The 21,976-nt window shown below is 71.0% G+C and carries 20 protein-coding genes; 9 read left to right on the top strand and 11 right to left on the bottom strand.

All coding sequences use genetic code 11. The annotated features are described in order from the left end of the window. Positions 1–10: 10 nt before the first annotated feature. Positions 11–1,576, bottom strand: a complete 1,566-nt coding sequence (aceB, locus tag ABZX12_RS35525) for a malate synthase A (protein ID WP_355699826.1) — start codon at positions 1,574–1,576, stop codon at positions 11–13. 108 nt (positions 1,577–1,684) lie between these two features. Further along, the gene (locus tag ABZX12_RS35520; protein ID WP_355699825.1) at positions 1,685–2,125 is read right to left on the bottom strand and encodes a cupin domain-containing protein; all 441 of its coding nucleotides are present in this window, start codon (positions 2,123–2,125) and stop codon (positions 1,685–1,687) included. 110 nt (positions 2,126–2,235) lie between these two features. On the opposite strand from ABZX12_RS35520, the gene ABZX12_RS35515 reads away from it, so the two are divergent. Then, complete coding sequence (locus ABZX12_RS35515; protein WP_355699824.1) at positions 2,236–2,913, top strand: helix-turn-helix domain-containing protein; 678 nt, start codon at positions 2,236–2,238, stop codon at positions 2,911–2,913. Here the strand turns inward: ABZX12_RS35515 and ABZX12_RS35510 are convergent. From ABZX12_RS35510 to ABZX12_RS35500, 3 genes are read right to left on the bottom strand one after another with little or no spacing between them, the layout of a single operon-like run. Then, positions 2,893–3,753 (bottom strand): LLM class F420-dependent oxidoreductase, encoded by an 861-nt coding sequence (locus ABZX12_RS35510; RefSeq protein WP_355699823.1) that lies wholly within the window; start codon positions 3,751–3,753, stop codon positions 2,893–2,895. The genes ABZX12_RS35515 and ABZX12_RS35510 overlap by 21 nt on opposite strands. After that, positions 3,750–4,307, bottom strand: coding sequence for a TetR/AcrR family transcriptional regulator (locus ABZX12_RS35505; RefSeq protein ID WP_355699822.1), 558 nt, complete (start codon positions 4,305–4,307; stop codon positions 3,750–3,752). Before ABZX12_RS35505 ends, ABZX12_RS35510 begins: the two co-directional genes overlap by 4 nt. 44 nt (positions 4,308–4,351) lie before the next feature. Further along, the gene (locus tag ABZX12_RS35500; protein ID WP_355699821.1) at positions 4,352–7,162 is read right to left on the bottom strand and encodes a S8 family serine peptidase; all 2,811 of its coding nucleotides are present in this window, start codon (positions 7,160–7,162) and stop codon (positions 4,352–4,354) included. Between the two features lie 168 nt (positions 7,163–7,330). On the opposite strand from ABZX12_RS35500, the gene ABZX12_RS35495 reads away from it, so the two are divergent. From ABZX12_RS35495 to ABZX12_RS35470, 6 genes are all read left to right on the top strand, one after another. Beyond that, complete coding sequence (locus ABZX12_RS35495; RefSeq protein ID WP_355699820.1) at positions 7,331–9,871, top strand: LuxR C-terminal-related transcriptional regulator; 2,541 nt, start codon at positions 7,331–7,333, stop codon at positions 9,869–9,871. Between the two features lie 103 nt (positions 9,872–9,974). Continuing rightward, positions 9,975–10,634 carry a hypothetical protein gene (locus ABZX12_RS35490; protein ID WP_355699819.1) on the top strand — a complete coding sequence of 220 codons (660 nt, stop codon included), beginning with the start codon at positions 9,975–9,977 and terminating at the stop codon, positions 10,632–10,634. Next, positions 10,631–11,260 carry a DUF2306 domain-containing protein gene (locus tag ABZX12_RS35485; RefSeq protein ID WP_355699818.1) on the top strand — a complete coding sequence of 210 codons (630 nt, stop codon included), beginning with the start codon at positions 10,631–10,633 and terminating at the stop codon, positions 11,258–11,260. Before ABZX12_RS35490 ends, ABZX12_RS35485 begins: the two co-directional genes overlap by 4 nt. Further along, positions 11,236–11,457, top strand: a complete 222-nt coding sequence (locus ABZX12_RS35480) for a hypothetical protein (protein ID WP_355699817.1) — start codon at positions 11,236–11,238, stop codon at positions 11,455–11,457. The genes ABZX12_RS35485 and ABZX12_RS35480 overlap by 25 nt, the downstream gene beginning before the upstream one ends. Positions 11,458–11,545: 88 nt before the next feature. Next, the gene (locus tag ABZX12_RS35475; protein WP_355699816.1) at positions 11,546–12,598 is read left to right on the top strand and encodes a glycosyltransferase; all 1,053 of its coding nucleotides are present in this window, start codon (positions 11,546–11,548) and stop codon (positions 12,596–12,598) included. Continuing rightward, positions 12,582–13,739, top strand: coding sequence for a hypothetical protein (locus tag ABZX12_RS35470; RefSeq protein WP_355699923.1), 1,158 nt, complete (start codon positions 12,582–12,584; stop codon positions 13,737–13,739). The genes ABZX12_RS35475 and ABZX12_RS35470 overlap by 17 nt, the downstream gene beginning before the upstream one ends. Positions 13,740–13,743: 4 nt before the next feature. Here the strand turns inward: ABZX12_RS35470 and ABZX12_RS35465 are convergent, their stop codons facing one another. Then, complete coding sequence (locus ABZX12_RS35465) at positions 13,744–14,313, bottom strand: TIGR03086 family metal-binding protein (protein ID WP_355699815.1); 570 nt, start codon at positions 14,311–14,313, stop codon at positions 13,744–13,746. 197 nt (positions 14,314–14,510) lie between these two features. On the opposite strand from ABZX12_RS35465, the gene ABZX12_RS35460 reads away from it, so the two are divergent. After that, positions 14,511–15,461: an aldo/keto reductase gene (locus ABZX12_RS35460; RefSeq protein WP_355699814.1), complete on the top strand. Its 951-nt coding sequence runs from the start codon at positions 14,511–14,513 to the stop codon at positions 15,459–15,461. After that, on the top strand, positions 15,458–15,802 hold the full coding sequence (locus tag ABZX12_RS35455; protein ID WP_355699813.1) for a YciI family protein: 345 nt from the start codon (positions 15,458–15,460) through the stop codon (positions 15,800–15,802). The genes ABZX12_RS35460 and ABZX12_RS35455 overlap by 4 nt, the downstream gene beginning before the upstream one ends. Before the next feature lie 54 nt (positions 15,803–15,856). Here the strand turns inward: ABZX12_RS35455 and ABZX12_RS35450 are convergent, their stop codons facing one another. From ABZX12_RS35450 to ABZX12_RS35430, 5 genes are read right to left on the bottom strand one after another with little or no spacing between them, the layout of a single operon-like run. After that, the gene (locus ABZX12_RS35450) at positions 15,857–16,153 is read right to left on the bottom strand and encodes a hypothetical protein (RefSeq protein WP_355699812.1); all 297 of its coding nucleotides are present in this window, start codon (positions 16,151–16,153) and stop codon (positions 15,857–15,859) included. 11 nt (positions 16,154–16,164) lie between these two features. Next, positions 16,165–17,313, bottom strand: coding sequence for a VWA domain-containing protein (locus ABZX12_RS35445; protein ID WP_355699811.1), 1,149 nt, complete (start codon positions 17,311–17,313; stop codon positions 16,165–16,167). Beyond that, a complete protein-coding gene (locus tag ABZX12_RS35440; RefSeq protein ID WP_355699810.1) occupies positions 17,310–19,478 on the bottom strand; it encodes a DUF5682 family protein in 2,169 nt (722 codons plus the stop codon). The genes ABZX12_RS35445 and ABZX12_RS35440 overlap by 4 nt, the downstream gene beginning before the upstream one ends. Continuing rightward, positions 19,475–20,554, bottom strand: a complete 1,080-nt coding sequence (locus ABZX12_RS35435) for an AAA family ATPase (RefSeq protein ID WP_355699809.1) — start codon at positions 20,552–20,554, stop codon at positions 19,475–19,477. The genes ABZX12_RS35440 and ABZX12_RS35435 overlap by 4 nt, the downstream gene beginning before the upstream one ends. Next, complete coding sequence (locus ABZX12_RS35430) at positions 20,551–21,954, bottom strand: DUF5691 domain-containing protein (RefSeq protein ID WP_355699808.1); 1,404 nt, start codon at positions 21,952–21,954, stop codon at positions 20,551–20,553. The genes ABZX12_RS35435 and ABZX12_RS35430 overlap by 4 nt, the downstream gene beginning before the upstream one ends. Between the last annotated feature and the right edge of the window lie 22 nt (positions 21,955–21,976).

The raw sequence follows: 21,976 nt of genomic DNA, 5'->3' as shown, positions 1-21,976 counted from the left end.
GGCCTCCTGGTCAGCTGAAGCGTTCGTACGCCGGCAGCGTCAGGAAGTCGACGTACTCGTCGGCGAGCGCCACCTCCAGGAACAGCGCACGCGCCGCGTCGTACCGTTCCGGGGTGTCGAGTTTGCCGATCTCCTCGTCGGCGATCCGCTCGACCAATTCGGTGCTGACCGTTTCCCCGGTGTCGAGCCTGACCTGGTTGCGGCGCCACTGCCAGATCTGCGAGCGCGAGATCTCGGCGGTGGCCGCGTCCTCCATCAGGTTGAAGATGCCGACCGCACCGGTGCCCTCGAGCCAGGCGGCCAGGTACTGGACGGCGACGCTGACGTTGCTGCGCAGACCGGCCTCGGTGATGTCACCTGGTGTGGCCGCGACGTCGAGCAGCTGGTCCGCCGTGACCGCGACGTCCTCGCGGAGCTTGCCGACCTGGTTCGGCTGGTCGCCCAGAACCGCGTCGAAGACCTTCCGGCAGGTCTCGACCATCCCGGGGTGCGCCACCCACGAGCCGTCGAAGCCGTCGCCGGCCTCGCGGGTCTTGTCGGCCTCGACCTTCGCGAACGCCTGCTCGTTCACCGCCGGGTCCTTGCTCGGGATGAACGCCGCCATACCGCCGATCGCGTGCGCGCCCCGCTTGTGGCAGGTCCGCACCAGCAGCTCGGTGTAGGCCCGCATGAACGGCACCGTCATCGTCACGCTGTTGCGGTCCGGCAGTTGGAAGTCCGTGCCGCGCGTCCGGTGCGTCTTGATCACGCTGAACATGTAGTCCCAGCGGCCCGCGTTCAGCCCCGCCGAGTGCTCGCGCAGCTCGTACAGGATCTCCTCCATCTCGAACGCGGCCGGGTACGTCTCGATCAGCACGGTCGCGCGGATCGTCCCGCGCGGGATACCGAGCACCTCCTGCGCCGTCACGAACACGTCGTTCCACAGCCGCGCCTCGAGGTGCGACTCCATCTTCGGCAGGTAGAAGTACGGCCCCTGGCCGCGGTCGAGCTGCAGCTGCGCGCAGGCGCTCAGGTAGAGCGCGAAGTCGACCAGCGAGCCGGACGTCCGCTCCCCGTCGACGAGGATGTGCTTCTCCGGCAGGTGCCAGCCGCGCGGCCGGACGACGATCGTGGCCAGCTCCGCGTCCGGCCTCAGCGCGTAGCTCTTGGCGTCCGTGCTGAAGTCGATCCGCCGGGTGATCGCGTCCAGCAGGTTCAGCTGGCCGCCGACAACGTTCTCCCAGGTCGGCGTGTTGGCGTCCTCCTGGTCGGCCAGCCACACCTTGGCGCCCGAGTTCAGCGCGTTGATCGTCATCTTCCGGTCGGTCGGCCCGGTGATCTCCACCCGGCGGTCGACCAGCCCCGGCGCGGCGGGCGCGACCCGCCAGTCCGGGTCGTCGCGGACGTCCTTCGTGTCCGCCAGGAATCCCAGCGAGGCCCCGGCCGCGATCTCCGCCACCCGCTGCTGACGGCGCTCCAGCAGCTCGCGCCGCCGCCCGTCGTACGCACGGTGCAGCGTCTCGATCAGGCCGAGCGCGCGCTCGGTGAGGATCTCGTCGTACCGCTCGCCCATCGGGCCGGTGACCTCGACTGCCACGGGGGACTCCTTCGACTTCATGATCGATGATCCGGTCTACCCCGACCGTAATCCAGCCACCCTGTTCCTTCACCTCCACCTCGCCCCCGAGACGGCCAACCGGCGCGTCTAGAGAGGGACGGAGTCGTAGCGAGACGAGACCTGGCGGCGGATTGCGGGGTCAGTGATGGCGTTGGGTGGGAGTTCGCCGAGTTCGACGAACATCTTCTCCAGGCCGCCGGGCACCATCAGGGTCAGGAAGCGGCCGCCGCCGGGGGCGGCGGTGATCGTGTGGGCGGTGTCCTTCGGGACCAGGACGTACGTGCCTGCCGCGGCCGTGATCGGCTCGCCGTCGACGGTGAAGGTGAAGGAGCCGTCCAGTACGAAGAACGACTCCTCGAAGCCGTGGTGCAGGTGTGGGACGGTCCACGGTCCGCCGGTCTCGCCGGCGAACTCCGTCAAGGAGAAGGCGCCGGTAACGGCGTCGTCGGCGAGCACCCGCATCCGCGCGACCCCGAGGTCGACGATCCGTCCCTCGCCCGATGTCACCACATGTGCCCGATCTGTCATCGTCCCCACCACCTCTTGGTTGTCTGAGTCCACAGTCGTCCGGCGGCCGGTGTGCGGCAACATCAGATTCTGAAGTTGCCTTCCCCCGCGGCCGGGGCGACGCTGATGTCGTGCGCGAGTACGGCCAGTTCTGCCCGATCGCCAGGAGCTCCGAGCTGCTGGCCGAGCGCTGGACGCCGATCATCGTCCGTAACCTGCTGAACGGTTGCCGCACGTTCAACGAGATCCGCCAGGGTGCGCCCGGCATCTCCACCGCGCTGCTCACCCAGCGCCTCGACACACTCGAGCGCCACGGCGTACTGCGTCGTACCGTCGACGGCCGATCCGTGCGGTACGGCCTGACCGAGATGGGTCAGGCGCTGCGGCCGGTCCTGGATGCCATGGGGCAGTGGGGCGCGCGCTGGCTGGAGATCGAGCCCGGACACCTGGAGCCGGCGTACGTGCTCTGGGCAACGATGAAGCTGGTGGACGTCGACAAGATCCCCGACGGTACGACGGTGATCCGGTTCGAGCTGCGTGATCGCCCGGCGGAACAGCACTGGATGCTGCTCCGCCGACCGCAGCCCGAGCTGTGCAGCAGGTCGAGCGGGCACGCCGAGGACCTCGTCTGCCGCACGGACGCGCGCACACTCGTCGACCTGCACCTGAAGCAACTCGCGTACCAGCGCGCGATCCGCACCGGCCGCGTCGAGCTCATCGGGGCGCCGCGGCTGTGCAGGCAGTTCCCGGGCTGGTTCCGCAGCAGCCCGTTCGCCGCGTACGTGCCGTCAGTCGCGGAGGCGCGGTAGTACGTCGCGGAGGACCTGGGCGTGCTCCTCCGGTCGGGACAGGCCCAGCTTCATCGTGTTGACGCCGAGGTGGGTCGCGCCGAGCTCGCGCCAGCCGTCGGCGAACGCGCGCCAGTCCTGTTCGGGTACGGCGCCCAGGGTGAGGCGTGCCTCGATGCCGATCGCGGCGGGGTCGCGGCCGGACTCTTCGGCCGCCCGGCGGATCTGGGCGAGCTGCTCCCGGGCCGTCTCGTCCGGCGCCGACTGCGGCATCCAGCCGTCGCCGATCCGCCCGGTCCGGCGCAGTACGGCATCCGCGCTGCCGCCGAACCAGATCGGGATCTTCCGGCCGGGCAGCGGGTTCAGGCCGGCCTCCTCGATCTCGTGGTACTTACCGTCGTACGAGATCACCGGATCCGCCCAGAGCCTGCGCAGTACGTCGACCTGCTCCTCCAGCAGGGCGCCGCGCTGCCGGAACGGCACGCCCAGGGCCTGGTACTCGACGTGGTTCCAGCCGATGCCGACACCGAGGCGAAGGCGCCCGCCGCTCAGTACGTCGACCTCGGCCGCCTGCTTCGCCACCAACGCGGTCTGGCGCTGCGGCAGCACGAGCACGCCGGTCACGAGTTCGAGCTCGGTGGTGATGCCGGCCAGGAAGCCGAACAGCACGAAAACCTCGTGGAACAAGGACTTGTCGGTGTAGCCGGTCCATCCGGGGCGGTTCGCCGGGTCGGCGCCGAGCACGTGGTCGTAGGCGAGGACGTGGTTGTAGCCCGCATCCTCCACGGTCGTCGCCCAGTCGCGCACGACCTTCGGATCCGCGCCGATCTCGAGCTGCGGAAACACCGCACCGATCTTCATTTCGCTCCCAGCAGGTCGATCAGGCCCTGGACGGCGAGCTCGAACGGTTCGGTCGAGTCCGCGGCGCGGGCGAGCACGTACCCGCCCTGCAGTACGGCGGCGATCGTCGCGGCGGTCCGCTGCGGGTCGAGCGACTCCGGGAACTCGCCCGTACGCTTGCCATCAGCAACCACCTCGGCGAGCCGGTCGCGCAACCACCCGAACGTCTGCGCGACCGGCGCCCGCAGCTCCGGATCCGCCACCACGTCGGGATCCGCTGCCAGCCGCCCGATCCGGCAGCCGCGCAGCACATCCCGCTCCCGCCCGAGATACCCGCCGATCCGCTCGGTCGCGGTCCCGTCGGCCCCGAGTTGCTCCTCGGCCGCCGCCCGCAGCTCCGCTCCCGACCGCTCGATCGCCACCTTCGCCAGCTCCGCCTTGCCGGTGAAGTGGTGGTACATACTCCCCTGTCCGGCGTCGGCGGCCCGCTGGATCGCCTTGGGCGAGGTCCCGACGTACCCCCGCTCCCACAACAACTCCTGCGTACTGCGAATCAACCGCTCCACCGTCTCCACCCACCTAACTGTACCCAGAGGTACAGTCAGGTGGGCGGTCCGGTTCAGCTGACGGTGAGGATCTTGTTGACGGTGTACGCCGGGGCGTGGTCGGCGTCACCGGGGAAGAAGACGCGGTAGGCGATCTGGCCGCGGATCGCCGGCTTGATGCCGAAGGCGTACTTGCCCGACGAGCTGAGCTTCACCGACGCGATCGACTTCCACACCTTGCTGCCGTACTGCTGCAGGTAGACGGTCTGCCCGTAGTGCGCCGGCGCCACGTACCCGCTGAACGCGGTCGTCCCACCCAGCCGGATCGACGACGGCGACAGCGTCGCCGAGATCGTCGGCCGGACCTGCACCGTGACATCCGCGGTACGAGTCCCCATCAGGCTCGCGTTCCCCGGGAACGTCAGCATGTACACCGACGACACGAGCGGCTTGTGCACCACCGACAACGTCCCGGTCGACGACGTCTTCAACGCCGCCAGCAGCGTGAACTTCGACGAGTTCTTCGGCCGCACGTAGACGTTCACCGGCAACCCGGCGTACGCCAGATTGTCGATCCGCAACGTGCTGCCCTTGATCGTGATCGACCCGCCGTAGTTGATCAGCGTCGACGTCACGCTGATGCCCGACTTCATCCCGAGCAGCTGCTTGACCGCGATCGGGCTGTAGTGACCGGTGCGGTCGACGACCCAGCCCGCGTACGTGTACGTCGTGCCCTGCGCCAGCCCAGTGTTCTTCACCGAGGTCCCGGTACCCGCGTACACGAGCGTCCCGGTCGTCGGCGTCGGCGCCTTGCTCCCGACGTTCCGCCGGACGATCACCTGGTCGAGATCGTTGGTCGGCGGGATCTTCCAGGCCAGGTTCGCGGCCAGGTACGCCCCGCTGCCGGTGAAGGAGGTCAGCGCCTGCGGCGCCAGGTCGGCCGTGCTGAAGACCGTTCCGAACGAGGCCGGCTCGTGGTCGGCGTCGCGCAGGTAGTAGTTGCCCTCGATCTTGTACGGCCGGTTGTCGAGCAGCGGCTGCTGCGGGGTGATGGTCGCGGTCCGCGTCGCGGCGTCGTACGTCGTGATCGCGTTCACCTGCTGATCGGTCGTACCGTCACGCAGCATCACGGTACCTGTGGTCACGGACGCCGGGTCCATGTCCCGCGCGAAGGTCACCGTCGGCTTCACGGACGCCGGCGCGCCGGCCGACACGTCGGCGGGGAATACGTCCCGCAGCGGGTACGCCGTACCGGTCGCCACCGCACCGACACCGCTGCTCCCAACGCTCACCGTGTACGGCCGGTTGACCTTGGACCCGTTGTAGTTGCGCACGGCCACGTAAATCGTCCCGGCAGGCGCCTTGACGTCTGTCAGCGCGGTCAGCGGGCCCCACTTCGGGCCGGTGTTCGGGTCGACGACCGGGAACTCGTTCTCACCGTGACCGAGGAACTTCAGGTTCGAGTCGTAGACGTCGACGACCGGGCCCAGGTTCGCGGAATAGAGCCGCTCGTCGAAGGACGGGCCCGCGACCACGGCCCGGACGTCCTGGTCCGAGCCGATGTCGACCGAGTACCAGTCGACGTCACCCTCGAAGTCGATCGCACCCGTGGCCGAGCCGAACCCGGCCAGCTTCTTGGCGCGGATCGGCTGGTCGTTGCCGTCCGCAACTGCCGGCGGGAAGTCGGCGGCGAAGCGGCCGCCCAGGGCCGCGTACGCGTCCAGGATGCCGTGTCCGTAGTACGAGTCGGTGCCGCGCGGACCGGCATCACGGGCGGAACCTTCGAGGCGCTGGGCGACCTGATCCGGGGTGAGCGCCGGCCACTTGTTCTTCACCAGGGCCGCGACACCCGCGACGATCGGCGCGGAACAGGACGTACCGGTGCAATACCAGTACGGCAGGTAGTCCGGATCGGTCAACGCTCGCGAACCGGTCGTCAGGATGTCCCAGCCCGGTGCCGCCATGTCGACCCAGGCGCCGTAGGAGCTGAAGTCCGTCAGCCCGCCGCTCGCGTCGGTCGCCGCGACCGCGACGACCTCCGGGTAGGCCGCCGGGTACTGGAAGTCGGCACTGCCGTCGTTGCCCGCGGCCGCCACGACGGTGACGCCCTCGCTGACCGCGTAGGAGACCGCGTCGTGCAGGATCGGGTCGTCGCCCGCCCCGCCGAGCGACATGTTGATCACATCGGCACCGTTGTCGACCGCCCAGTAGATGCCCTCCGCGACGTCCGCGTCGTACCCCTCGCCGTTGGCGTCGAGCACCTTGACCGGCATCGCCTTCACGTTCCAGCCCACGCCCGCGACACCCTCGACGTTGTTGGCCGCGGCGGCGATGATGCCCAGCGTCATCGTCCCGTGCCCGTTGTCGTCGACGGGGTTCGGACGGGTGCTGGACACCGCGTTGTAGCCGGGCACCAGGTGCCCCACGAGATCCGGGTGGCCGGCGTCGACGCCGGTGTCGAGGACGGCAACGACCTGGCTGCCGGTCGACTTGGACAGGTCCCAGGCCTGCGGCATCCGGATCGTGTTCAGGTAGGCGGCCTGGTCGGTGCCGTAGAACTCGTCGTTCGGTACGGCGGTCGCGCGGCGCTTGTAGTTCAGCGAGGCCAGCTCGACGTTCGGGTCGGCCTTCAGCTTCTTCAGCAGCTCGGGCGCCGACGCTTCGCCCTTGATCTTCACGACCTTCGAGGACACCGAGTCCTCGGCCGTCGCGCCGGCCCGCGCGACTGCGGCCTTACGCGCCGCCGCCGTGGCCTTGGGCTTGAACTTCACCAGCACGGCGTTCGGCTCGAACTCCGCCTTCGCGGCGGCGTGCTTCGCGGCGAAGGGCGGGCGGTACGGATGGCGTGGCTCGGCGGCGGAGCCGGACGAACCGGTCAGTGCCACCAAACCACTGGCCACGACGGCCGCGGGCACGGCCAGGCGCAGCAAACGAGTACGACGGGACAACGGGGACCCCCAGGGGAGCATGTGGGGACCGACCACTTTCGGTCCTTGCCCTAAATCGTTGGAGTGCCCCTCGGCGTTACAGACCGCCGGATCTATCATCCAGAGGTGTCGACGACGGTGCTCGCCACGAAGCTGTTCCCGCCCGCTCGGCGGTCCGGAATGGTGGCACGACCGTGGCTGCTGGAGCGTCTGGACGGCGTCCTGACACCCGGTCATCGGCTCGCCCTGGTCTCCGCACCGGCCGGGTTCGGCAAGACGACCCTCGTCGGTGAGTGGGCCGCGCGGCACGAGCGGGTCGGCTGGTTGTCGCTCGACGACGGGGACAACGCCCTGCCGCGGTTCCTGGCGCACCTCTGGGCGGCCCTGCCCGGTCTCCGGGTCGCACCGCCCGCGGCCGACGTACCGACGGTGGCCGCGCTGACCGCGGTCGTCAACGACTATGCGGACCGGGCCGACGGGCCGACTGTGCTCGTGCTGGACGACTATCACGCCATCGAAGCGCTTGACGTGCACGAGGCGGTGGCGTTCCTGCTCGACCACCTTCCGGATCAGCTGCATCTGGTCCTGTCGACGCGCGCGGACCCGCCGTTCCCGGTGGCCCGGCTGCGTGCTCGCGGGCAGTTGACGGAGATCCGGGTCGACGACCTGCGCTTCGCCGAGCCGGAGGCAGGCGCCTTCCTCAACGACGTCATGGGGTTGCGGCTGGCCGAGGACGACGTACGGGCCCTGGAAGGGCGGACGGAGGGCTGGGTCGCAGGGCTTCAGATGGCGGCCCTCTCGCTGCGTGGCGTGCCCGATGTCGCAGGATTCATCGCCGCTTTCACCGGCAGCCACCGGTTCGTCGTCGACTACTTGGCCGACGAGGTGCTGGCGCGGCAGTCTGCTGCCACCCGCGACTTCCTGCTGCGTACGGCGGTTCTCGACCGCCTCACCGGCCCGCTGTGCGACGCAGTCACCGGCCGCGCCGGGAGCAGTCAGGTGCTGGACGAGCTGGATCGCGGCAACGTCTTCGTGGTCGCGCTGGATCCGGACCGGGTCTGGTACCGCTACCACCACCTCTTCCGGGACGTCCTGCGAGCCCGCCTGCTCGCCGAACACCCGGAGGATCTGCCGCGCCTGCATCGTGCCGCGAGCGACTGGTACGCCGCGCAGCACCTGGCCCCGGAGGCGGTACGGCACGCGCTGGCGGCTGACGACCACGAGCGGGCCGGACGGCTGATCGAGGAAGCCCTGCCCGAGGTACGGCGGGCCCGGCAGGACGCCGTGCTCCTCGCGTGGATCAGGTCGCTGCCGGAGTCCGTCGTCCAACGGAATCCGGTGCTGTGCATCGCGGCCGCCTGGTCGTCGATGATGGCCGGCGAGCTGGATCGGATGGCGCGTTGGCTCGACGCCGCGGAGGCCGTGCTGCAGGCCGGAGCGCGGGATCCGGAGCTGGCCGCGACCTGGGCGGACACCGAAGATCTGCGGACCGCTCCGGCGATGCTCCTGATCTACCGGGCCGCGCTGGCGCAGGCACGGGGCGAGGTGCAGGCCACGGTGGAGTCTGCGCGGGGCGCGCTGGATCTGGCCGCGGCCGAGGACCACTTCGTCCGCGGGGCTGCCGGCGGATTCCTGGCGCTCGCGGCGTGGGCGGCGGGCGACGTGCAGGAGGCGCTGGCGACGTTCTCGACCGCGGTTCGCGAGCTGCACACGGCGGGCAACCTGGTCGACGAGCAGGACAGCGCGGTGGTGATGGGCGATCTGTGGCTCGCGGCCGGACGACCGTCGCGCGCCAGGCAAGGTTTCGAGCAGACGCTGGCGGCGGCGACCCGCAACGGCGAGCCGTATCCGCGGGTCACGGCGGACCTGCACGTCGGCCTGGCCGAGCTCGACCGGGAGCTGGACGATCTCGACAGCGCGGAGGCCCATCTCGAGACCGCGCGGGTCCTCGCAGCGCAGGGCTCGATCACCGAGAACCGGCACCGCTGGTACGTCGCGATGGCGCAGGTCAAGGTCGCGCGTGGCGACTTCACGGCCGCTCTGCAGTTGCTCGACGAGGCCGAGAAGCTGTACCGGCGCGGGTCGTATCCCGAGGTGCGGCCGATCACGGCGATGCGCGCCCGGGTACACCTCGCGGCGGGCGACCTGGTCGCGGCCGAGGCGTGGCTCCGCGACGTCCCCGACGCGGTGTCGTACCTGAACGAGTACGGCCAACTCACCCGCGCGCGGCTCATGATCCGCCGCGGTGAGAACGCACAAGGGCTGCTCGATCGGCTGCAGGCGGATGCCGACGGCCGGCGCGCGGGCAGTCTGCTCGAGATCGGCGTACTGCGGGCCCTCGCCCACCGGACGCGCGGCGATCACGCGACGGCTCAGGCCGTCCTGCGCGCGACGTTGGACGCGGCGCCGGAGCCCGAGCAGTACCGTCGTCTGCTTCTCGACGAAGGGCTGGCGACTGCCCGGACCACTGTGGCCGAACCGCTGACCGAGCGGGAGCTGGACGTCCTGCGTCTGCTCGACACCGAGCTCACCGGTCCGGAGATCGCGCGCCGGCTGTACGTGTCGCTGAACACGCTGCGTACGCACACGAAACGCATCTTCACCAAGCTCGGCGCGACCAACCGCTCGGGCGCCGTACGCCGGGCCCGCGAACGCGGCCTGCTCTAGCCGTCACCACGAGAATCACCACATGTTGTGACGCCGGCTCACCACCTCGCGACCTACGTTCCGAACATCCGCAAGAACAAGCGCGAGCAGGGGGAGTTCGGACATGACCATCACCGCCACCACACTGACCAAGGCCTCCGCGGCCGCCGCGGCCGCCGCCGGGCTGACCTTCATCGGCGTCCAGATCGGGCACCCTCACCTGGACCTCACCTCGATCGTCACGACCGAGCTCGCCGTCCGGAACACGCTGAAGCTCGTCATGGCGTCGCTGGCGCTGGCCGGGATCACCGGGTTGTACCTGAGCCAGATCCGCCGCAACGGTCTCCTCGGGCTGATCGGGTACGTCGTCCTCGCCGTCGGCTACCTGTCGATCCTCTGCACGACCTTCGTGTCGGCGTACGTCCTGCCGTCGATCGCGGACACGAGCCCCGGCTACGTGCGTGACGTCCTCGAGGCGGCGTCCGGCGGTCACCCGGCCGGCGACATCGGCGCGCTGGCGACGGTGCTGCGCGTGCAGGGATTCGCGTACCTGGCCGGTGGGCTGCTGCTCGGGATCGCGCTGTTCCGCGCGCGGGTGCTCGCTCGCTGGGCAACTGTGCTGCTGGCCGTCGGCGGACTCGTGTCGGCCGCGCTCACCGTGATGCCGGACGCCTTCTACCGCCTGCTCGCCTACCCGAACGGGATCGCGATGATCGCGCTCGGCGTCTCGCTCTGGCGCACCACGACGACGTCGGCGCCGCAGCCGGTCGCGGTGCCGCGATGAGCGAGTACGCCGCGACGCGGGCGCGATCGGGCGCCTGGATCCCGTTCGCGCTGGTGCTGCTCACGATCGTGCCGCTGGTCTCCGGGACGCTCCGCCTGGTGGAGATCGCCGGCGGGCCGGTCGTGATGCCGGACAACCCGCGCGTGGACGCCTCGCCGGCGCCCGTCGTCGTACACGTCGCCGGCGCGGCGGTGTACGCGGTGGTCGGCGCCTTCCAGTTCTCGCGCCGGATACGCCGTACGCAGATCGGCTGGCACCGGCGCGCCGGACGGGTCCTCGTCGCGGCCGGGCTGCTCGTGGCGGGCTCGGGGCTGTGGATGACGCTGTTCTACTCCGGCGCACCGGGCGGTGCCCTGCTGTGGAGCGTGCGGCTGGTCGTGGCGAGCGCGATGGGGGCAAGCATCGTTCTCGGCTTCGCCGCGATCCGCCGGCGCGACATCGCCGTACACCGCGCCTGGATGATGCGGGCGTACGCACTCGGGTTGGGCGCCGGCACGCAGGTGGTCACACAAGGCGTCGGGCAGGCCGTGTTCGGGACCGGCGAGCTGAGCACCGCGGTCTCGGTCAGCGCCGGGTGGGCGGTCAACGCCGCGATCGCCGAATGGCTCATCCGGAGGCGGCGTTGACCGTGTACGAACTGAAGGTCGCCGGCCGGCTCGACCCGCGCTGGTCCGGCTGGTTCGCCGACCTCACCCTCGCCCCCGGCCCCGGCAGCACCACCGTCCTCCGCGGCACGATCGCCGACCAGTCCGAGCTGTACGGCCTCCTCGCCCGAATCCGCGACCTCGGCCTCACCCTCATCTCCGTCGTACCTGTCGACTAACTCCGGGACGGCGTCTTTCGCGATCGGGGCCAGATCTCACACGAGTTGGACGAGCGGTTGTTGGGTGGGACCGATAGTCTCGGGCGCCATGAGCATGAGTGTCGCCATTGCGGTGATTACCTTCAGGCGACCTGCTCTGTTGCGGGGGTTGTTGACGAGTTTGCAGGCGCAGGAGCTGCCTGCGGACGGGGATTACGCGATCCGGATCGTCGTGGTGGACAACGACGCCGAGGGGTCGGCCGCGCAGGTGCTGGCGGAGTTCGCGGACGGTTCGCCGTACCCGGTCGAGTCGGTGGTGGAACCGGAGCCGGGGATCCCCTTCGCCCGCGAGCGCTCCGTCGAGCTGTGCTGGAACGACGACGCGCTGATCTTCGTCGACGACGACGAGGTCGCCCCGCCCGGCTGGCTGCGGACGCTGCTGGAGGCTTGGGAGTCGACCGGCGCCGACGTCGTCACCGGGCCGGTGAAGGGCAACCTCCCGCCCGGCGCCCCGCCCTGGAACCACTACAGCGACGTCCACGACTCCACCGGCCGGCACACCACCGGCGAGGAGCTCCGCAAGGCGTACACGAACAACACGCTGGTCAGCCGCCGCGTCTACCACGCGGTCACCCCGGGCTTCCACCCCGCGTTCCGCTACACCGGCTCCAGCGACCTGCACTTCTTCCTCCGCGTGCACCGCGCCGGCTTCCGGATCGTCTGGTGCGAGGAGGCCTGCATCGGCGAGGAGGTCCCGGCCGGCCGCACCACCCTGCGCTGGCTGGTCCGGCGCGCCTTCCGCTCCGGCAGCGGGGACACGATCAGCCGGCTGCTGATCCGCCCGGGCGCGATCAGCTACGTCCTGGTGCTGGCCTATGCTTCCGCCCGGGTGATCTCGGCGATCGGGTTCGCCCTCGCCGGGCTGCTGCTCGGCCGGAAGACGCACCTGCTGAAGGCAGTCCGCCGGTTCTTCTCGGGCGTCGGTAGTCTCGCCGGGATAGTAGGGATCAACCATGACGAGTACCGGGAACGGCACGGTTCGGCCGACGGTGGCGGAGCTGTGCGCGGCGATCTGGACGGTGGAGAACGACCTGGATCTGCTCGGGTGGCAGGTCAAGGGGACGCATCCCTGGCCGATCATCCGGATGCGCGTCTTCCATGAGCTGACCCGCCGCACCGGAATCCACGGCGCGTCCCATCCGGTCCGGCGGACGCCGTACGACAAGGCCGCGCTGGTCGGGAAGCACCTCGCCGGCATCGTCACGCGCACGCCGTTCCCCGGCCGGTACGACGCGCTCGTCGTACCGCACCCCCGGAAACCGAACGGTGTCGAGATCTACACCGATGAACTCCGGACCGCGCTCGGCGACCGCGCACTGATCCTGGACTCCGGGATCAACGGCACCCCGCTGCCGGGCAGCAAGAACCTGGACTTCTTCACCTCCGCCGCCGGCGCGGTCCACCGCCGGGCCGCCGACGACCGCGGAATCCAGCAGGCGCTCGAGAACCTCACCGGTGTCCGGATCCCGGTCGGCGCGCTACTGGCCCGCGAGGTCCCGAAGCACCTCCGGCTGCGCGCGCTCTACCGCGCGCTGCTCAGCAAGCACCGGATCACGACCGTGTACCTGGTCGTCGCGTACTTCCACCAGCACATCGTTGGCGCCGCCCGCGATCTCGGGATCCGCGTCGTCGAGCTGCAGCACGGCGCGATCAGCCCGTTCCACCTCGGGTACAGCTACCCGGGCCGGCCGGTGGTCGCCGACCAGCCGGACGAGCTGTGGTGCTTCGGGTCGTACTGGACCGACGTCGCGGACCTGCCGGCCGGGATGCGGACCGAGGTGATGGGTGCGCCGTTCCTGCCGAAGCCCGGCCCGAAGGACCCGCGGCGCGTGGTGTTCCTGTCGCAGGGAACGATCGGCGCCGAACTGGTGAAGGTCGCGGACGCGGTCGCCGAGGAACGCCCGGACCTGGACATCCTGTACCGGCTGCACCCGAGCGAGCGCCCCGCGGACTACACGATTCCGTCCGGCGTGGACCTCTCCACCGGTGGCAGCACGCTGGACCTGCTGGCGACCGCGACGTACCAGGTCGGGGTGTCCACCACTGCGCTGTTCGAGGGGATGGCGCTCGGCTGCCGGACGGCGGTCGCGGACCTCCCGGGACACGAGTACCTTGACCCGGCGATCGCGAAGGGTCACGCCATCCTGATGCAGGACCCGGCGCAGCTCGCCGCGGCCCCGATCTGCCCCGACCCCGCGGCGTACTACGCCCCGAGCAACCTCGCGCGGCTCCTGACCGGCTGATCGGTCAGGGCTCGCGGCCGAGGAGTCCGAGCAGGCGGTCCTGCAGCGGAGCGTCCGGCGGCACAGGTACTTCGGCGCCGTACACCTCGATGCCCTCGCCGAACGCGCCCGGAGTCCGGTACTTCGCCATCAGCTCGGGCGGGATCGCGACCGCGGTCGCCCAGAGCCGCTCGAGGTCGACCGGGTCGATCGTCTCGTCCTGCTCGGTGGCGCGCGCCAGGTCCCAGCCGTGCAGGACGAGGTCGTCGGACACCACCTGGTCGATGTGCTGCTCGGTCGTCAGCCGCCCGCCCGGTGTGTCGGTCTCGGTCAGCGCAGCCACCGGATCGTCCAGGACGTCCTCGATCGCGGCCCGGGCCTCCTGGAACGCGGTCAGCGGGTCGTCGGCCGGCTCCAGCTTCCGCGCGACCGGCGTCAGCATCGCCCCGTGCATCGTGACGACATGCTCCACCACGTCCCGCGCGGTCCACTTCGCGCACGGTGACTGGTTCCCCCACTGATCCGGCTGCACCGCCGCGACCTTCCGCTCGAAGGCCTCGGCCCGCCGCCGGTACCGCTCCGCGATCTCACCCATCTCCAGATGGTGCCGCGCCGCACACACGAGGGGAAGCCCCAGCCGTCGCGCGCCAGCTCGACAGGACGTATCCGCCCACTACCGACGAGCGCCGACCCGCGCACGCCTGGCAGACGGGCGGGTCGGCGGACACCTCCTGTCGAGCTTGCCGAATCTCCCCGGGCTGGATGTCGGTGGGGCCTTCTACGGTCTGAGGCATGCGGACGGTGGAGTTGGGGCGGACGGGGTTGCGGGTCAGCGAGCTGGGGTTGGGACTGGCCTCGATCGGGGGAATGTTCGCCGCGGTGCCGCAGGCGCAAGCAGTGGCGACGATCGATCGGGCCTGGGAGCTGGGCGTGCGGCTGTTCGACACCGCCCCGGTGTACGGGTACGGGCTGTCCGAGCAGCGCGCCGGGCTGGCGTTGCGCGGGCGGCCGCGGGGCGAGTTCGTACTGTGCAGCAAGGTGGGGCGGCTGATCGAGCCGGGCGGCCCGGACCTGCAACCGATTTGGGCGGAGCCGCCGGCGGGGATGGGTCCGCGGCTGGACTACTCGTACGGCGCGACGATCCGGTCGTTCGAGGCGAGTCTGGAGCGGATGGGGATCGACCGGATCGACGTCCTGCACATCCACGACCCGGAGCTGGACTTCCCGACGGCGTCGACCGAAGCCCTCCGGGCGCTCACCGAGCTGCGCGGGCGCGGCACGATCCGGGCGATCTCGCTCGGCGTCAACCACGCCGACGTCGCGGCCCGCTTCGTCCGCGAGACCGAGGGCGGCCCGGACATCGTCCTGCTCGCCGGGCGGTACACGCTGCTCGACCAGTCCGGCGCCGACGAACTGCTCCCGCTGTGCGAGAAGCTCGGCGTCGCCGTGCTCGCCGCGGGCGTGTTCCACGGCGGTCTGCTCGCCGACACCGTGAACGGCGTCCCCCATGGGTACGAGCGCGCCCCGCGGGACGTGCTGCGGCGTATCGACGTACTGCGTGAGCTCTGCGCTGCGTACGATGTACCGCTGCTGGCTGCTGCGGCGCAGTTCCCGCTGAAGCATCCCGCCGTACCGGCCGTGGTGGTGGGCGCGCGCAGCCCGCGGGAGATCGCGGAGGTGGCGGCGTGGCTCGATCACGAAGTGCCTGAGGCGTTCTGGGGCGCACTAAGGTCGGCGCTATGAGGTACATGCTGCTGCACAAGACCAACGACAGCTTGGAGGCCGGCAATCCGCCGGATCCGGAGATCCTCGAGCGGGCGGACGCCGTTCTCGAGGAGATGCGTCAGGCCGGGGTGCTGGTGCTCGGCGAGGGCCTGATGCCGAGCTCGCGCGGCGCCCGGGTCACCTTCCCGACGCCGGGTCAGCCGCGGGTGATCGACGGCCCGTTCGCGGAGACCAAGGAGCTCGTCGCGGGCGTGTCGATCATCCGCGTCGACAGCTTGGAGGAAGCCGTCCAGTGGGCCCTCCGCTTCGCCGAGGCCGATCCGTACACCCCGATCGACATCCTGGAGATCGCCGACTAGGGCCTAGAGCCGCAGGATCGGGTACGCCATGCCGGTCGAGTCGGGCTGTGGGTGTCAGGCGAATGACGGGGCGCTGACGCCCTCTTCGGCGACGACGAGCGAGTCGATCGCCGCGAAGAACCGCGCGATACCCGGCAGGTTCGCGCCCTTCTCGCGGGACGCGGCGAAGTCCGCGGGCGTCGCCCAGTCGACGATGTCCAGCCACTGGTTGTCCGGGAGCTGCACGAGGCGCGCGCCCAGGAACCCGGAACGGTCGGCCTCGAAGTCTTTCAGCATGTCGGCCCGCGCGGCCAGCAGCTCGTCCGTGCGCTCCGGCAGGACACGGAACCGGGTCAGTTCGACAGTCGACATCAAAGGTCCTCTCAGGTGATGTTGGTCGCCGCCCAGCCGGCGATGTCGTCGTGGCGGATGGCTGCGGCCATCAGGTCGGGAAACTTGTCCGGGGTGCAGGCGAAGGCCGGTACGCCGAGCTCCGCGAGGGCGGCCGCGTTCTCGGCGTCGTACGACGGCGAGCCCGAGTCCGCGAGCGCGAGCAGGGCAACCACCTGTACGCCGGACTCCACCAAGGAACGCACCCGCCGCAGCATCTCTTCCCGGATGCCGCCCTCGTAGAGGTCCGAGATCAGCACGAGCACGGTCTCGGCCGGCTTCGTGACCAGCTCCTCGCAGTACGCGAGCGCGCGGTTGATGTCCGTCCCGCCGCCGAGCTGGGTCCCGAACAGGACGTCGACCGGATCGTCCAGCTGGTCGGTCAGGTCCACCACCGCGGTGTCGAACACGACCAGCGACGTGCGCAACGTCCGGATCGACCCCAGCACCGCACCGAACAGCGCCGCGTAGACGACGGACTCCGCCATCGACCCCGACTGGTCGATCGCCAGCACGACGTCCCGCTGCACGCTGTGGTTGCGGCGCGCATACCCGACCAGGCGGTCCGGCACGATCGTGCCGAGCGCCGGCGAGAAGTGCTTGAGGTTCGCCCGGATCGTCCGGTCCCAGTCGATGTCGGAATGCCGCGGCCGCGCCGTCCGGCCGGCCCGGTCCAGGGCGCCGGACACCGCGGCCCGCGTCCGCTCCGCGAGCCGCGCCTCGAGCTCGGCCACGACCCGCCCGACCACGTCCCGCGCGGTCTGCTTGGTCTCCTCCGGCATCACCTCGTTGAGCGCGAGCAACGTGGACACCAGATGGACGTCGGGCTCGACCGCGCCCAGCAGCTCCGGCTCCATCAGCATCCGCGTGATCCCGAGCCGCTCGACCGCGTCCCGCTGCATCACCTGGACGACGGTGCTCGGGAAGTACTGCCGGATGTCGCCCAGCCAGCGCGCCACCCGGGGCGCCGACGACCCCAGCCCGGCCGACCGTTGCGTCCCCGACTCGCCCTCCGCGGCGTCGTACAGCGCGGCGAGCGCCGCATCGACGGACCGGTCCGCGCCGGCCAGCGTCGTACCGGTCTCCTCCTCCGCTTCACCGCCGAGCACGAGGCGCCACCGGCGAAGCCGCTCGTCACTCATGAGACCCCCAGGAGTCGGGCGACCACGGGCAGCGCGGTCGCGGCCAGCTCGGCGTCGAGGTCGTCGTCATCGGCGACGACCGCAGCCGCCGGGTCGCTCAGGACACGGGCCCGGGCGCCGATCGACCGCCGCTCCGGTGCCGCGAACGTGCCGAACGTCCGCCGAAGCAGCGGCAGGACCTCCACGAACGCGTCGTCGGGGATCGCCGCCAGCCACCCGTCCACCATCGCGAGCAGCCGCTCGTCGTGGACCAGCAGCAACCCGCCGCCGGCCAGGAAGCCTTCGACGTATCCGGCCGCGTCCGCCGTCGGCGTACCGGACGACAGCGAACGTCCCAGCCGGAGCGCGACCTCGTGGTCCGGCAATCTCGACGTGTCCAGCATCAATCGCGTCAGCCGGCCCCGGATCAGCGGCGGCACCGAGGCGCGATCGCTCAAGCCCTGCAACGTGTTGAGCCACTCCGAACGCACGTCGTCGGCCAGCAGCATCGTCGCGTCCTGCACGCCGTCGATCAGCTCCTGGACGGCGGCCGCCGCGTCCGGGTCCAGCCCGTGCACGGTCCGGGCGAGACCGGCGCACACCCGCGACACCATCCGGCCCGCGACCGAGGCCAGCCCGGCCGTGTCGGTCCCGCGGACGTCGCCGTACCGCGAGGCCCGGGCGAGCGCGGGCAGCGCCGCCATCAGATGCCCGACATCGGCATCGGCCGCCGCCCTGGTGTCGACGCCGCGCAGCAGCGGCGGCAGCGCCTCGGCGAGGTCGGCGAGCAGCGACTTCTCCAGGGCGGCCGTGACGTCGGCCAGCGTCGGCGAGTCGGCGTCCTTCAGCATCACCGAGGTCGCGGCGCCGAGCACCGTCGTGCCGTGGGCGCCGGCCGCGACCAGCTCGACCTCCAGACCCGGGTCCCAGGCCAGTCGCCACATCTCCCGGAACGTGCCCTGTGCCCGCCGCTCGTCGGTGGCCGGCACGCCCCACTGCACGCCCAGGATCCGCAACCGGTGCAGGAGCCTGGACTTGTCCAGGTCGTTGGGCTTGCGCAGGTCGAGCTCGATCACACGCTCGGTCGGATCCCGCTTCATCCGCAGCCGCCGTGCCTGCGCCGCCAGGTCCGCCGCCACCGGCGCCTGCGGCGTCTCCCCTGGCACCGATCCGAGCAGCTCCCCGACGACAGCTTCACGGGTCACCAGATCCAGCAGTACGTCGTTCCCGCCGCAGAGCACCGCCCGCGTCGCTTCGGTCACCTCGCTGAGCCCGGCGAGTGGACGTTCCCGTAGCGCCGCCAGCGTGTCGGCGAGCCGGACCGCCTCGATCACATGCGCGCTGGACACGGGCTGGTCCTCGTTGCGCAGTACCTCGGCCACCTTCGCCAGCCAGCGGGTCGTGATCTGGTCCGGTGCCGTGAACAGGTGGTGATACCAGCCGGGTGAGGTGATGCCGGCGCCGTACCCGCTCGCCGCCGCCAGCCGGCCGTGCGTCCACGGGACCCAGGTGCAGGCGACCTTGCGCTTCGGCAGGCCTTTCAGGATCCGTGCATCATGTGTTGCCGGAGGCAACGGTAGCTCGAGCGCCGGAACATGCCAGGCACCGCAGACCACCGCGATCCGCTCGAATCCTTCCCGGATCGCCTTGCGCAGTACGGTTCGCATGTACGCCTCGCGCTGCGCTTCCCGGCCTACCGCTTCCTCGCCGTGCCGCAGCTCCCGCATCGCGTCCGCGATCACCGTGAACGGTTCGGCGCCGCCGCGCCGCGACTCGATCACGTCGTCCCACCAGCGCTCCGGGTCGTCGTACCCGCCCGCCTCGGCCAGGGTCGCCAGCGGGTCCATCGACACCGACCGGCCACCCGAGGAGCCGAACTGCTGCGCCGCGGGCAGGTCGCAGAACCGCACCGGCACCTCGGCCGCCAGCCCGTACCTGATCGCCTGCCACTCCGGGCTGAACACCGCGAACGGCCAGAACGCCGCCCGGGTCGAATCGTCCACCGCGTAGGCCAGCAGCGCGACCGGCGGCTCCATCTCGCCGGACGCCGCCAGCCCGACGATGCGGTCGGCCTCCGGCGGTCCTTCGATCAGGACGACGTCGGGCCGCAGCTCGGCGAGCGCGGCCGCCACCGCCCGCGCCGACCCCGGTCCGTGATGCCGGATCCCGAACAGGTGAACGCTCATCCGGAGATCTCTCGGCAGGCGCGGTAGAACGGAGCCCAGTCGTCGCGTTCCCGGACGACGGTCTCGAGGTACTCCGACCACACGACGCGGTCCGCGGACGGGTCCTTGACCACCGCGCCGAGGATGCCGCCGGCGACGTCCGTCGGCCGCAGCACGCCGTCGCCGAAGTGCGCCGCGAGGGCGAGGCCGCCGGTGACGACGCTGATCGCCTCCGCGGTGGACAGCGTGCCGGACGGCGACTTCACCGCGGTCCGGCCGTCCTCGGTGCGGCCCGAGCGCAGCTCGCGGAAGATCGTCACCACCCGGCGGATCTCCTCCAGCGCGTCGTCCGGCTGCGGCAGCTCGAGCGCCGAGCCGAGCTGCGCGACCCGGCGGGAGACGATCTCCACCTCGTCCTCGGCGGAATCGGGCAGCGGGAGGACGACGGTGTTGAACCGCCGGCGGAGCGCGCTGGACAGTTCGTTGACGCCCTTGTCACGATCGTTGGCGGTGGCAATGACGTTGAATCCCTTGCGGGCCTGGACCTCCGTGGCCAGCTCGGCGATCGGCAGCGCCTTCTCGGACAGGATCGTGATCAGCGCGTCCTGGACGTCGGACGGCATCCGGGTCAGCTCCTCGATCCGGGCGATCTTCGCCTCGGCCATCGCGCGCTGCACCGGACTCGGCACGAGCGCCGCCTCACTGGGGCCCTGGGCAATCAGCTGCGCGTAGTTCCAGCCGTACCGGATCGCCTCCTCGGCGGTGCCCGCGGTGCCCTGCACGAGCAGGGTCGAGTCGCCACTGATCGCGGCCGCCAGATGCTCGCTGACCCACGTTTTCGCCGTTCCTGGTACGCCGAGCAGCAGCAGCGCGCGATCCGTCGCGAGCGTGGCGACCGCGACCTCGATCAGCCGGCGCGGGCCGACGTACTTCGGTGAGATCTCGGTGTCGCCGGCCTTCCCGCCGAGCAGGTACGTGACGACGGCAGCCGGTGAAAGCTGCCACGCCGGCGGTCGCGGCCGGTCGTCCGTGGTGCGGAGCGCTTGCAGCTCGTCGGCGTACTCGACCTCCGCGTGCGGGCGCAGTACTTCGTTCATGTGAGCTCCTCGTACATCTCGCGGCGGAAGGTCAGGGTTTCGACGAGGCGACGAAGCCAGGTGTCTTCGTCGCCGGTCGGTTCGCGGGTGATCGGATGGTCGAGTACGTCGGGCGGCACCGCGCGGGCCGTGATACTGGCGAGTCGGGCCCAGGCGCGGTTGGTGCCGACCTTGGCGAGCTGGTCGAGGATCATCCGGCCCAGCGGCGCCGGCCACGGTACCGGCAGGCCGCCGACCAGCTCGGCGACATCGACGGTCCGCCGGAGGACGTCGACGGCACCCGCCCACTCCTCAGGCGGTAACAGCCGTAGCAACTCAGCCGAACCACGGCTGCCGGTGTCGGCGTTCGACAGCAGCAACTCGCGCGCCCACTGCCCCGAACCCTCACGGACCGCGGCCTCGGCCCAGCCTGCCTGGAGAACCTCCGGGGCGCAGCCCTCGACCGGGGTGTGCAGCCAGGCGACATCCATCGCCTGCAAGGGCGTGTTGGCCACGATCTGCTGGAACCACCAGGCGCGTTTGCCGACGCCTTCAGGGTTCTGCGAGTCGACGCCGTCGCGTTCCATCGACTGCGTCAGCCTGCGGGGCAGGTCGACCGCGAGGACGCCTTGGGCCGGGGTCAGGTGCGCGAGCAGCCGCTCGGTCATGCGTCCGCCGTACTGCGATCCCGGCAGACGGGCGAGCAGCCGCGCGGCCACCCGGCGTACCTCACGGGACCGGTCGTCGAGCGCGGACTCGAGGAACTCCTCGTCCGGCAGCGCGAGATTGTCGGCGAACAGTCCGAGGAAGTCCGCGCGGGTTGCGGCGGACTCGGTCGGCCAGACCTCCACCAGGGCCGCGCGGGCAGCGTCCGGATCCTGATCGCGGGTGGCGCGCAGCCAGGTCCGCCGCTGGATCGCGTTCCCGTGCGTCCACAACTCCAGGTCATTGCTCTCGGCAACCGCCGCGTGCAGGAACCGCCACTCGGGATTGAGGTCCGCGAGCCAGCGCGCACGCCGCCCGGCCGCGGCGATGACGAGCGGACGATACTCGGCACGGTTGCGTGCGTAGTCGGCCAGCGCGGGCAGGTGCTCGGGCGGCACACCCCAGCCGTTGGCGTCCGCCGTCCGCAGCCACTCACCGAGAGCGGACGTCTGGAATCCGCCCAGCATCGCGGCCAGTCGTCGCACCGCCCCGGGTCGCGGCAAGGGCCGGTCCTCGCCGGGCGCGGCCGGAAGCGGTTCGAGACCGCGCAGGGGTTTGCGACCGGCCCGCTTGTACACGGTCGCGAGCGCGGCGGCGTCGAGCAGGTTGCCTTCCCCGAGGCGCGCCTGGATGTGCTCCGGCAGCTCCTCGAAGTGCACCGGCCGTCGGTCGGTGCCGAGCAACGCCGAACTGACCAGGCCGTCCCAGCCCTTCACGCTGCCACCATCCGATCGTCGT

The sequence above is a fragment of the Kribbella sp. NPDC003505 genome, assembly GCF_040610875.1.
Taxonomy (GTDB): domain Bacteria; phylum Actinomycetota; class Actinomycetes; order Propionibacteriales; family Kribbellaceae; genus Kribbella.
This window is presented reverse-complemented; position numbering and strand designations above follow the sequence as displayed.

What these genes read in the sequence shown, in the direction of transcription:
- ABZX12_RS35440 (WP_355699810.1), bottom strand. Translation starts at nt 19,478, where the DNA reads ATGAGCGTTCACCTGTTCGGGATCCGGCATCACGGACCGGGGTCGGCG.
- ABZX12_RS35465 (WP_355699815.1), bottom strand. Translation starts at nt 14,313, where the DNA reads ATGGGTGAGATCGCGGAGCGGTACCGGCGGCGGGCCGAGGCCTTCGAG.
- ABZX12_RS35485 (WP_355699818.1), top strand. Translation starts at nt 10,631, where the DNA reads ATGAGCGAGTACGCCGCGACGCGGGCGCGATCGGGCGCCTGGATCCCG.
- ABZX12_RS35490 (WP_355699819.1), top strand. Translation starts at nt 9,975, where the DNA reads ATGACCATCACCGCCACCACACTGACCAAGGCCTCCGCGGCCGCCGCG.
- ABZX12_RS35460 (WP_355699814.1), top strand. Translation starts at nt 14,511, where the DNA reads ATGCGGACGGTGGAGTTGGGGCGGACGGGGTTGCGGGTCAGCGAGCTG.
- ABZX12_RS35445 (WP_355699811.1), bottom strand. Translation starts at nt 17,313, where the DNA reads ATGAGTGACGAGCGGCTTCGCCGGTGGCGCCTCGTGCTCGGCGGTGAA.
- ABZX12_RS35435 (WP_355699809.1), bottom strand. Translation starts at nt 20,554, where the DNA reads ATGAACGAAGTACTGCGCCCGCACGCGGAGGTCGAGTACGCCGACGAG.
- ABZX12_RS35520 (WP_355699825.1), bottom strand. Translation starts at nt 2,125, where the DNA reads ATGACAGATCGGGCACATGTGGTGACATCGGGCGAGGGACGGATCGTC.
- ABZX12_RS35450 (WP_355699812.1), bottom strand. Translation starts at nt 16,153, where the DNA reads ATGTCGACTGTCGAACTGACCCGGTTCCGTGTCCTGCCGGAGCGCACG.
- ABZX12_RS35455 (WP_355699813.1), top strand. Translation starts at nt 15,458, where the DNA reads ATGAGGTACATGCTGCTGCACAAGACCAACGACAGCTTGGAGGCCGGC.
- ABZX12_RS35475 (WP_355699816.1), top strand. Translation starts at nt 11,546, where the DNA reads ATGAGCATGAGTGTCGCCATTGCGGTGATTACCTTCAGGCGACCTGCT.
- ABZX12_RS35470 (WP_355699923.1), top strand. Translation starts at nt 12,582, where the DNA reads ATGCGCGTCTTCCATGAGCTGACCCGCCGCACCGGAATCCACGGCGCG.
- ABZX12_RS35480 (WP_355699817.1), top strand. Translation starts at nt 11,236, where the DNA reads ATGGCTCATCCGGAGGCGGCGTTGACCGTGTACGAACTGAAGGTCGCC.
- ABZX12_RS35510 (WP_355699823.1), bottom strand. Translation starts at nt 3,753, where the DNA reads ATGAAGATCGGTGCGGTGTTTCCGCAGCTCGAGATCGGCGCGGATCCG.